At 70.3% G+C, this 7,370-nt stretch carries 6 protein-coding genes; 2 read left to right on the top strand and 4 right to left on the bottom strand.

From position 1 onward, the window contains the following. Positions 1 to 120 precede the first annotated feature (120 nt). The 4 genes from D7V97_RS37075 to D7V97_RS37060 all read right to left on the bottom strand — a co-directional run bounded on the left by D7V97_RS37075 (position 121) and on the right by D7V97_RS37060 (position 5,775). A complete protein-coding gene (locus tag D7V97_RS37075) occupies positions 121 to 2,904 on the bottom strand; it encodes a hypothetical protein (protein ID WP_120615333.1) in 2,784 nt (927 codons plus the stop codon). Positions 2,905 to 3,022: 118 nt separating this feature from the next. Continuing rightward, the gene (locus D7V97_RS37070; RefSeq protein WP_147445132.1) at positions 3,023 to 4,258 is read right to left on the bottom strand and encodes a hypothetical protein; all 1,236 of its coding nucleotides are present in this window, start codon (positions 4,256 to 4,258) and stop codon (positions 3,023 to 3,025) included. Positions 4,259 to 4,336: 78 nt separating this feature from the next. Then, positions 4,337 to 5,122 carry a hypothetical protein gene (locus tag D7V97_RS37065; RefSeq protein WP_120615331.1) on the bottom strand — a complete coding sequence of 262 codons (786 nt, stop codon included), beginning with the start codon at positions 5,120 to 5,122 and terminating at the stop codon, positions 4,337 to 4,339. Next, entirely contained in the window at positions 5,122 to 5,775 is a 654-nt protein-coding gene (locus D7V97_RS37060; protein WP_158623531.1) for a carboxypeptidase-like regulatory domain-containing protein, read from the bottom strand. Before D7V97_RS37060 ends, D7V97_RS37065 begins: the two co-directional genes overlap by 1 nt. 336 nt (positions 5,776 to 6,111) lie before the next feature. Here D7V97_RS37060 and D7V97_RS37050 point away from each other — a divergent pair, with 336 nt between their 5' ends. Both D7V97_RS37050 and D7V97_RS37045 read left to right on the top strand, forming a co-directional pair. Continuing rightward, a complete protein-coding gene (locus D7V97_RS37050; RefSeq protein WP_233583466.1) occupies positions 6,112 to 6,714 on the top strand; it encodes a hypothetical protein in 603 nt (200 codons plus the stop codon). 18 nt (positions 6,715 to 6,732) lie between these two features. Then, positions 6,733 to 7,281 carry a hypothetical protein gene (locus tag D7V97_RS37045; RefSeq protein WP_120615327.1) on the top strand — a complete coding sequence of 183 codons (549 nt, stop codon included), beginning with the start codon at positions 6,733 to 6,735 and terminating at the stop codon, positions 7,279 to 7,281. Positions 7,282 to 7,370 lie beyond the last annotated feature (89 nt).

Below are 7,370 nucleotides of genomic sequence, written 5' to 3'. Positions count from 1 at the left end.
GTCGCCGAGCTGCGCGCCCAGGCACGCGCTTCATTCGTGCGCCTGGGCCACCGCCACGACGTTCTCGCCGCCTTCTTCCTTCACGCTGGCCTGCGCCTTACCGGACTTCCCTGAAGAGGGTTAGGGGTGGCTGGACGGGTTCGCGGGGTTCGTCCCCGCTGCCCGCTCATCCCCATCCAGGAACCCGTCCAGGTCCCGGTCGATGCCGACGCGCGTGCCTGAACCCGGGGGCGTGCAGGTGTACGTCAGCACACCCTGGTTCGCGGCGACGGCCGAGCGGAGCGCCGAAGCGGCCACGAGCGGCAGCGCCGCGCGGTCCGCCTTGAACAGCCCGCCGCCCACGTAGTGGAAGCCCATCTCGTAGGTCCCGGCGCGGCCCTTGGCGACGAGGTCGCATTCGCCCGCGTTCGCGCGCGCCGTCAGCAGGTCGATGCGCGGCCCCGCCACGCCAGCGTTGCTGGCGGTGAGCGTCACCTGCTGCCCGACGATGGGGGCCAGGTTGGTTTCGAAGGCGAACATGTACTGCTCCATGTCCTTCTTGGCCTGCACGCCCGCGGGCGTGTTCGGGATGCCCACCGCGTTGAAGATGGGGTCGAAGTCGAAGCCGCTGTTGAAGAGGAACAGCGTGGGGATGGCACCATCGCTGTTGAAGCCAATGCCTCGCACCTGGTCGCCCAGGAACGGATCCACCGGAGTGGTCCCGAAGGCGAAGCCCGCGCCGAACATGCCGACCTTCTGGTAGATGTTGCGCAGGTGCGGGACCTTGGGGAACAGCGGCTCCACGTCGAAGGAGCTCTTGCCCTCCGTGCCGAAGAAGCCCTTGAACGGGCCCTCGCCGGGGTTGGCGTTGACGTCCACGCGGTGGCAGGCCCCACATGAGCCCTGGAAGGAGCTCGTGGTGTTGGTGAAGAAGTCCTTGCCCGCCTGCTGCGACGGCGTGAGCGAGTTGTCCAGGTTGCGGATGGGATTGGGCGGATAGGCCACCTGGAGGATGAAGTCGGAGAACTTCTGCATCTGCTCCGGGGTGAGCTGGGAGCTGCGCCCCAAGAGGTCCATGAACGCGGGGTTGAACTGCTTGAAGGCCGCGACCTCGTCGAAGGTGCCGCCGTTGGGCTGGACGCTCGGCGCGGCGTTGCCAGCCGTGCGGTCCCCGCGCCAGTGCATGGGGCCGTGGTTCGCCATGCCGCGCAGGCTCTGCGTGGACAGCGGGCCCTTCATCGGGTGGAAGGACGTGTCCTGGCCGAACGTCGGGTCCGTCCCGAACTCCGGCAGCACCGGCACGACGGGGTTGGCATTGGCCTTCACGTCGCCGTCCGGGTTGCCCAGGTCCCACGTGGTGCTGTCGAAGTCGCCGAAGATGTGGCAACTGCCGCAGGACGAATCGCCGTGGCTGGAGCTCGTGCGCGCGTCGTAGAGGAACGGACGGCCCTGCACCACGCTCGGCGGCTCGGGGTTGAACATCGGCAGGTGGGCCACCTCCGCCTTCGTGGTGGTGTTGACGACGGAGATGGCGTTGTCGAAGCGGGTCAGCACGTAGAGGCGGTTGCGGGCCTCATCCAGCACCATGCCGGTAGGGCCGCCGCCCGTCAGCGCAATCTGGTTCGCGGTGCTCGGCACGAAGGTGCCGGCCTCCAGCGCGGAGGTGGCGTAGACGCCCAGCTTCGACGAACCGAACGCGGCGACGTAGAGCGTGGCGCCGTTGGACGTCACCGCCATGCCCATGGGCTGCGCGAGGCTCTTCTCGCTCTCCGCGTTGGGCGCGGGCGCGCAGCAGGCAGCGTAGTTGATGTGTGAATTGAGGTGGCGCGGCACGACGCCGGAGCTGCCCAGCACGGTGATGCGGCTCTCGTGCAGGTGGCCGCGCAGGCTGCTGCCCACCAGGGTGCCGGGACCCTCGAAGCGCAGGTCGTTCCGGGCCTCGGTGTTGCTGACGTAGACCTTCCCGCTCACCGGGTTGACGGCCATGTTGAACAGGATGGTGCCCACGCCCGAGTACGAGCCCCCGGCGCCAGAAACCTGCACGGGCGGATTGGCGGTGGCGGAGATGGCGAACACGTCCTTGTCCGGCAGGGAGAAGCGCATGGACTGCGTCCACGGGCGGTTGAGCACGTCCAGCCAGTCCTGGCCGTTGTACTTCACGATGACGGAGACCTCCGGCGCCGCGAGGCCCTGGTGGTTGACGTTGGGGCCGGGAACGCCGCCCACGGACTCGCCACCGTTGGGCACCAGGCTCTCGTGGACCACGGAGGTGCGGTTGCCGGAATGGAACGCCGCCGCGTAGACGCGCGAGCCGTCCGGCGAGGCCGCGAGCGCGCGCGGCGTGTCCCCGAACAGGCTGACGCGGGTGAGTGGGGTGCCGCCCAGCGTCGCGCCCAGGTTCTCCGAGTCGAACACCCAGACGTCCGCCCGGCCCACGCCCGGCGTGGTGAGCTGCGGATCAAACGCGGTGTTCTGCCCCCGGTGCGCCGCGGTGATGAAGGCGCGCTTCTTCCCGGTGCCGGCGAAGACGATGTCGCGGGGCTCGTCCCCCACGAGCAGCGTCCGCGTCACCGCACCGCCATGCCCGCCCGCGTCCACGCGCACGATGCTCACGCTGTCGGACAGATGGTTGACGACCCAGACCTCGTCGTTGCTCCGGGCGGCGACGGCGACGGGCTCCAGGCCCACGGGCACCGAGCCGGTGTGCACGAGGCCGCCCGTGCCGACCTGGAAGATCTCCAGCTGGTTGTCGGGCGTGTTGACGGCGAAGAGCCACTGGCCGTTGGGGGAGAGGGCCAGGGGACGGACCTGACCGCTTTCAAAGACGGTGAAGTGCTGCGCGAAGGACGGGAGGCTCAACAACAGCAGCGCCGCGGACAAGGCGCGCGCGAGGCCACGGCGCGAGGCCGGGTGTCTGGCTTTCATGATGCCTCTCTGGAAAAGGGGCGGACAGCCCAGGCTTCACTGTAGGTGAAGTGTCTTGAACAGGGGAACGGGTGGACCGGGACCCGGCGACAGCCTTTGTACGGCGTAGCGGAAACTTTCAACCCTGGGACGGCAGTGCCTGGGGCCACTCGCGCAGGAGCGTTCCCGCAGCGGCCTCCTGGGCCCACTCCACCTTGCCGACCAGCGTGTCTTCGCCGCGCACGATGCGGAGCTCCTTCCACACGGGGGAACCCGCGACATAGCGCGTGTCCCCGGCGGCCCAGGACTGGCCTCCGGTGGCGTCCACCACGCGCGCCACGCACGCGTCGAACTCTGCTTCCGGCAGCCAGCGCAGGGCCTCCAGCACGGGGACCGCGTTGAAGCCCCGCAGTGACGTGGCCTTGCCGGTGACGGCGCTCAGGGCCCTGGCCCCCTGCCCTTCCGGGATGAAGGACACGCCCTGGGGACGCAGCACGGCATGTCCCGCGAGGCGGCCCAGCTTCGCGGGAAAGATTGCCACCGACTCCAGCCGCACACCGGACCGGGCTGCTCCGCGCAGGGGAGCCTGACGGTGCAATTCCAGCAGCGCGGCCACCTCCTCCGCGTCTGTCATTCCCCGTGCGTGCAGCAGGCGGTTGCCCACCACGCGCATGCCGAGCGAGCCGGGTTCCAGCTGGATGCCATCCTCGACGATGGTGCCCAGGCGTACTTCCTGGAGCGCACCGAACACCGGACGCCAGAGCACGCGCTCACTGGTGATCCGCAGCCGGCCGGAGCCCAGGAAGGGCCACACCAGCGGACGGACGAGCGGCGACAGCACGGTGCGCGCGAGGGGAGCTGCCCGCTGGCGAAGGGACAGGCCGCGGCCGGGAAGAAGCGCTTCGCCCTGGCGTGCTCTCGGATGAAAGCGGGCGTCGGTTTCGAAGACCAGCACTTCGCCCGGGTTCAGCTCCCATACCAGCGGCTGACGCACCAGCGCCTCCAGCCGCGTCAGCACTTCTTCCATTGAGAGGTGCGCGGGCACCACGGCCAGTGATTCCAGCCTGCGCCGCGCGAGGCCGATGAGCCGCTCGCGCCGCGCCGACAGCTCCCGGGCCTCGCGCAGCACGGGCGTGTCCTCGCTCCACGCCTCCACTGCGGCGCGACGCTGGACGCGCTCCAGGGCCTCTCGCAGTGCGTCCGCCTGGGCAACGAGCGCGGGCACCAGCTCCGGCCGGCGCAGCAGCGCCCGGCGCCACCGACGGCCTGACAGCAGCGCTTCCAGCTCCGCGTGCTGACGCCGGGCCACGGAGATGAGCTCCGCACGGCCTTCGAGCTGGCGCTCGGCGTCAGCCCCGGTAAGGACTGGGGACAAGGTGCTGGGTCGGGTGCGCTCGGCCATCGCGCCGCGCAGCATAGCCTCGCGAAGCGGAGACATGCAGGCACGCGCGCCCTACTCGCCTTGCGTCTCCAACTCCAGACGCTCGCACTCGCGCAGCACCTCCTCCGCTTCGGCGGACTCGGACGGAGTCGGCGGGGTGGACTCGAGCCACGGCACCGAGGGCCGGGTGGGCGTGTCCTCCGGCTCCCTCAAGAGCACGAGCAACTCCCGCGCGGGCTGCCCGGGAGGAAGCGGGGGCACGACATGCAAGGAGCGCTGCGCTGCCTGCGCATCCCCGAGCGCCGTGGCATCGGGCTGCGCCAGGGTCAGGTCATCGCAGGGAATCGCGGCGGCCTGGAGCAGGGACGCGGGCAGCGGCGGACGTGCCACCACCGTCCCGGGTTCGGAGGGCAGCAGGTCATCCGGGTCGAAATCCAGGAGCGGCCCGAGCGCCACCTGGAGGGGCACCTCCACGTCCCCGTCCCCCCTGGGCAAGCACCGCAGCGTGTTGGGGCGCGGCGTGGGAGTGTCATCATCCAACAGGTGCGACGGCAGCGGTGGCAAGACAGCCATCACGGGCGGCGGCCGCGTCACGTCGGAGGACCCCTCCAGACGCGGCAGCCACGCGGGCACGGGCGGCGGCGGCGTCACGACCGGCTCGCGCAGCGGCAACGAGCGCACCCGCGCCCTCACGCCTTCCGCCTCCTTCACGAGCGCGGCGTCATGTTCCGCCAGCATCCGCTCCGCCCAGGCCTTCAGCCACCGCGCCAGCGCCAGCACCCAGGCGCCGTGATAGCGCTCGCGGGGCGGTGACACCCGGGCCTCCTCGGCCTCGACTGGCGGGACACCGGGCAGCATCAGTCCTCCTTCACCGGCATCCGGATGACCAGGGGCATCGCGCCCGACGCGAGCACCTCGGACTCCACCGCCAGCATCTCGCCCTCGGCGCGCACCTCCAGCCGGCCCAGCGACTCCATGGGCGACACGCTGGGAAACTGGAAGAGGCCCTCCGCATCCGTGCGCGTGCTCAGGTGCAGCGACGGCAGCGCCACCCACGCGCCGCGGATGGGCACGTCCCCGGGCCCCACCACCCGCCCCAGCAGCGGGCCCGGCGCGGGGGCGCTCCCCACCAAAGACAGACAGCGCACCTCCGCCAACGGCCGCTCCTTGCGCACCTGCACCCGCAGGCGGAAGGCCGGACGCGGCACCGAACGGAGCCCCGCCCAGAGCGCCGCCGGCACCGGGCTCAGGTCCACCTCCAATTCCTTGTCACCCATGGCCGCGAAGACCAGGTCCCCCAGCAGCCGGTGCGCGCGCTCCGGCGTGTCCGCGCCCACCGTCACCAGATAGCAGACCGTGAACTGAAGGGTGCCGCGCGCCACCGTGCGCGTCAGGGGCGCGGGCCCCAGCTCCAGCAGATAAAGACAGACGCCACGCTCCAGGGAGTCCCTGTCCGGCACGCCCAGATACACGGGCGCTTCCGTGGCAATGCGCCCTACCCAGGCTTTCATGCGTTGATCGACTTCGTCGATCATCCTTGGCCCCCGGTTCCCGGTCCTGACAACCGTTGCGCTGCCAGCCCATCGTACGCTCGCATTGGGTTGCGCGTCTGGCCATCACCCATGAGGTGGAGCGGGACGTCCGTGACCCGACAGGGATTGAAGCCCCCCGGGTCACGCCCACCCTGTCGGGAACCGAGCAGTCCTCGGCCCGCGGATCGCGGCATCCCGGAAAGCCCGTACGGGTTTCACGCAACCTCGCTTCTCTTCGGGGCCCCCTTCCGCGAATGATGAACGCGGGCCGGCAAACACCGTGGAACTTTCGTCATGACGATGGACTCCCTTCCGATGAGACGACGCACCCCCCTTCTTCACTCCCCCCTCGCGCTCGGGTGTCTGGCGGCGCTGGGCTTCGCCACCCCTGCCCTGGCGCAGGACGACGGCGCCCCCAAGCACACGCTGGGCCTGCTGGTGGACGCCGGTGCCCCGCACGGCGTCGGCGTGTCCGCGGTGGTGCGGCCCGCGTCGTGGCTGCGGCTGCAGGCGGGCCCCACCACCAACACGCTCAGCTTCGGCCTGCGCGGCGGGGTGAGCATCCTGCCCATGCAGACGTTCATCTCACCGTCCTTCAACGCGGAGGTCGGCCACTACTTCGGCTCCGAGTACAGCGACGTGCTGGACTGGCTGGGGCGCGAGCCGAGCACGACGTCGCAGGCCATCCGCGACGTCACCTACAACTACGTGACGGGCAGCGCGGGTCTGGAGGTGGGCGCGCACAGCCGCTTCAACTTCTTCCTGCACGTGGGCCTGAGCTACGTGGCGCTCACGGTGCCGGACCCCACCCCGCTCCTCCAGGACGCGGCGGACGACTCCTCCGTCACCTCCGGGCCGCTGCACATGCGGGCCACCATCCCGTCCGTGAAGCTGGGCTTCATCCTCTACTTCTTCTGAGCCAGGAGACTCCCCACCATGCGTACGAAATCCTTCCGCACCCTCCTGCTCTGCTGCGCCCTGCCCCTGTTCACCACGGGCTGCGAATCCCTCTTCGCCATCGAGGTGGAGGCCGAGGAGATCTGCAAGACGGAGAACGACCTCTCCTTCCCCGCCGCCCCTCCGCTCAACGGCAGCGTGGAGCAGACCTTCCAGGTACCGCTGGGTGACTTCGCCAGCGCCCTGCCGGACGACACCGACGTGGAGACCCACGTGCGGCTGAAGCTCTTCGACGCCACCGCCACCACCGACATCAGCGGCATCGAGCGCGCCAGCCTGTCGGTGCGCAAGCCGGGCTCCACCGAGTACGTGCTGCTGGGCGACTTCCGCCGCACCGGCACCGGGCCCACCAACAAGCTCCAGCTCACCAGCAGCGGCGAGGTGGACGTGCTGGACCTGGCGAAGCAGGAGGAACTGGAGTTCCTCTTCCAGGCCTCCGGTTCGCCGCCCGCGCAGTCGTGGAGCGCGGACGTCAAGGTGTGCGTGGGCGCCAGGGCGAAGGCCAATTACTTCAACCTGCTGTTCTGATTCCCCCCTGCCGGCCCCCCGGGATGTCCACCGGAGGGGCCGGAAGTTGGACGCGGACGCCTGGCGCCCGTAAGTGGGGTGGGTGGGAC

This window comes from Corallococcus sp. CA053C, assembly GCF_003611675.1.
Taxonomy (GTDB): Bacteria; Myxococcota; Myxococcia; order Myxococcales; family Myxococcaceae; genus Corallococcus.
This window is presented reverse-complemented; position numbering and strand designations above follow the sequence as displayed.